The organism is Brenneria alni (genome assembly GCF_003666245.1).
Lineage (GTDB): Bacteria > Pseudomonadota > Gammaproteobacteria > Enterobacterales > Enterobacteriaceae > Brenneria > Brenneria alni.
In genome coordinates this window covers 1-3,201 of the sequence record NZ_MJLZ01000091.1, presented here as the reverse complement: position 1 = coordinate 3,201, position 3,201 = coordinate 1, and the positions used below count along the sequence as shown (strand labels likewise).

Genomic DNA, 3,201 nt, shown 5'->3' with positions numbered 1-3,201 from the left:
CGTCATCGTGATGATGTTTGAGCCAGTAATAAAAGGTGGCCGGGTTCAAATCGTGTTGCCGGCAATAGTGTTGTTTAGTTAACCCGCTCTGTTGCCAGGCGTCGAGATGCTGTTGCCGTTCACGGTGAGAATGCCGTTTTGCCATATTTTACCTCAGGTTCGTTTTATTGAGTGAGGGCAGCATGTGGCAGCAGAGTTTTGTTAACAATATGAGTTTGCCGGACGCTTACATTGGTATCCAGCACGTACTTACAGTTGTCAGGAAAATGGACCAGACCAGGGTGATCGTCTCTCTCCAACCTCAGGGCGCTATACCAGGCCCCTGTGATCATCCCTCTCAGGTTATCGTCCTGATCGTAATCCCCGAGGTGGTAGTAAGCGTCTTTGTTGAACAACAGGCAAATGTGGTAGTGGCATTTACCTGACTCAGAATACTCTTTCGCCCATATAATAAATAAAGGGCAACGGTAGATGCGTTTACCTTCACGCTCCTTACGAGTACGGTCAGCCTCCAGCTTAGCTCTGAGGGACTCACGCATCCGGGATATCACCCCTGGTTCCAGATTAGGGAAGCAACAAATATTGTCACCGTCATCAACTATCTTCGGATAATGGAGATCGACACGTACCGCCGTTAACCTAGGGTAACGGTTAGTCAAATAACATAATAATTTATTAATCTTGCTCTGATATTCGAGGATATGTACTCCATGAGTACCTTTATATGTTTTCATAATATATACCTGTAGTAGATCCTACGGTCTATAGCAGACCGTACAAAGATGCCATACAGGCAGGGCTATTCTTGGTCACTATTGTCGGTATATACTGGTATCAGATTTTAGTACGGACATACTGATCTGATTACTACTCTTACAGGTTAATACAAGTAGTAGGGGTATACAATGCCATTATAATACCTATCCAACATCTAAATTTGAGACGGAGGTAGCCCCAGCCTGTGATGGCTGTTTAAAAGTTACTCTGTAATTAGTTACAGTAATGACTCTTTAATAAAGTGATTATTTCGTCTTGTCTTTTCTCTGTTCGTTATATAAAACCATCAACAGGTTGTATGAAAATGGTTTTCCCTCTTTTCTCTGCCCGTATTTTGTTTTGCGAATAAAGTGTACTGAGCAGTTCATTCACTTTACTCCGGTTCCTGAACCGGTTCGGACCATATTGCAGGATGGTTGTCTTCCTGATATACGGCACCACACACCTGTAGCAATAATCTTTTATCCACGAGTAAAGCTCGTCTGCTTCTGAACTTACCAGCAGTAACGTCTGGGGTTTAGAGAAAATTCTCACATACTCATCCACATACCAGGCGATTATATCTACTGCGGCTTCCACCGCAGTAAGGGATATATCTCCTTCATCGCCGTTAAAGTAATGCAGCAGTGCAGCGATCCTCGCCATATTCTCCGCCATTTTAGAAGCATAATCCTTAAAATCAGACAGGAGGCCAATCAGCCCCATTTCTGACTCGACTTTGTTATAAAATTCGAGCCAGCTTTTTTCTGCTTCAGGAGAGAAACGCAGACACTGACGCTCATTTCCCTCATTTCTGGCAATGCTCTCGTTAACAATGTCTATAAGTCGTTGATGAAATACCGGCAGATGCTCACTTGAGACAACCGGGCTGGTAATTTGCCTGTAGCCCTGTGTTGAACTAGGTTGACATATCAGACATCGGGCGAAGAATCCGATCCCTTTCGCGGCATCGCCTTTTCGTTCCAAATACCCTTTTTTAAACACATCAGGCTGAATCATCAGCCCCAGCGTCATTCTGGCATCTTTGATTAATTTATCTGGCTCGCTTTTTCTTTCCACGGGAAACATTGCACCATCCCACATTTTATTGATGAAAGGCAGTTCATTTAGCGCGTAGCCGTTAAAAATGGTGCCAGCTTCATCAGACATAAGCCCGATGGACCGCCAGCGTCCACAGAGAGAGTCTTTCATCGCCGCAGGTGTGGCATCGTTGTATATCTGCCTGAACCTGACCGGTGCTTTCGGGGACGCCACCAGTAGCGCTTTCAGACGTTCGCTCGTTGCAGAGTGATCTTTATTACGACGAATATCTGATTTCAGTTTCGACATCAGGGCTTTCTTTTCAACATTAAAAGCCATTTCCTCATTCCGCCAGATAATCATGTCCTGGGTATATTTTTCAAACCATTCTTCTTCCAGTTGATATAATGGTTTCATCAGCAGTTTGTCCACCGTGCTTTTGCGTTCTCCAGATTCCGCCAGTGTCAGTAAAAAAAGTGATACCGGGCTGCGCAGATTATTCAGTCGGCACACATCAATCCGGTTCTGGCAGGCTAGCGAAATAACCCCCAATACCGATGCAGCAATCAAAGCCTGGGGAGCCTGCGTATGCTGTTCCACTTCATAAACCGCATTTCTGATGATCTGCGGGAACACATGTACAGGGAAAGGACGACCACACAGCATAGATACCTCTTATTCATTAACGTTTAAAATGATTCCCCTCACATCGCTATGCCGCTATTAATGGCAGAAATAGCAGGATGAACACGGGGCACTCAAAAAAAACAAAAAAAATAAATGTAAAAAACACATCGATACTAACGCTCATTGATCCAATAGAGCAGGTCACTTAGTAACCATCCACAGGATTTCAGACCAATGGACTTACGCAGTGGAAACTTACCAGACTGTTCCAGTTTCCACGCTGTTGAGCGAGAAATAGAGGTAATATATTGCCGCTCTTTTTCTCGTACTAATCGATCACAAGTTTCACCGTAATCTCTTAAGACTTTGATACGTTGTTCATTAGTTAACTTAAAAGGCATCATTTGAGTTTCCTTGTTGATAGCGTGAAATTATCATGCTGGTGCCAAGAAGCATGCGCAACACCCACGATCCTCATTAAGGATTGCGACCAATAAACACATAATTATCAGCGAGTTAACAAATTATTGCTTTTCCCTTATTAAGGGATATCTTGCTATGACTGAGGGCGTGTGCACTCAGAAAACCATATATTACAAAAATGATATTTGAAAGATTCATGCTGGAGGACAGGAGAATCATAAAAGGGGAATGGCTCAAACCATCCTTCATAAAAAAACTCTCACATATGATCTGAGAATTACGAGTATATAAATAACTCTCAGATTAAAAGAGATTACTGTTTAGCATCCATTTTTTTGAATTCTGTACACCAGG

The 3,201-nt window shown here is 43.2% G+C and carries 4 protein-coding genes; all 4 read right to left on the bottom strand.

Features of this window, described 5'->3' with window-relative positions:
* Positions 1 to 145 (bottom strand): IS66 family insertion sequence element accessory protein TnpA (gene tnpA / locus BIY29_RS21105; protein ID WP_420808440.1); only part of this gene is annotated, 145 nt, incomplete at its 3' end.
* A gap of 19 nt (positions 146 to 164) precedes the next feature.
* The gene (locus tag BIY29_RS19690) at positions 165 to 734 is read right to left on the bottom strand and encodes an inovirus Gp2 family protein (RefSeq protein ID WP_276310305.1); all 570 of its coding nucleotides are present in this window, start codon (positions 732 to 734) and stop codon (positions 165 to 167) included.
* A 316-nt stretch (positions 735 to 1,050) separates the two neighbouring features.
* A complete protein-coding gene (locus tag BIY29_RS19685; protein ID WP_121576695.1) occupies positions 1,051 to 2,463 on the bottom strand; it encodes a YfjI family protein in 1,413 nt (470 codons plus the stop codon).
* A 134-nt stretch (positions 2,464 to 2,597) separates the two neighbouring features.
* The gene (locus BIY29_RS19680; protein ID WP_080335452.1) at positions 2,598 to 2,828 is read right to left on the bottom strand and encodes a helix-turn-helix transcriptional regulator; all 231 of its coding nucleotides are present in this window, start codon (positions 2,826 to 2,828) and stop codon (positions 2,598 to 2,600) included.
* Positions 2,829 to 3,201: the final 373 nt, after the last annotated feature.

Excerpts from the sequence above, each read along its gene's own strand:
- BIY29_RS19690 (WP_276310305.1), bottom strand. The coding sequence starts at position 734 with ATGAAAACATATAAAGGTACTCATGGAGTACATATCCTCGAATATCAG.
- BIY29_RS19685 (WP_121576695.1), bottom strand. The coding sequence starts at position 2,463 with ATGCTGTGTGGTCGTCCTTTCCCTGTACATGTGTTCCCGCAGATCATC.
- BIY29_RS19680 (WP_080335452.1), bottom strand. The coding sequence starts at position 2,828 with ATGATGCCTTTTAAGTTAACTAATGAACAACGTATCAAAGTCTTAAGA.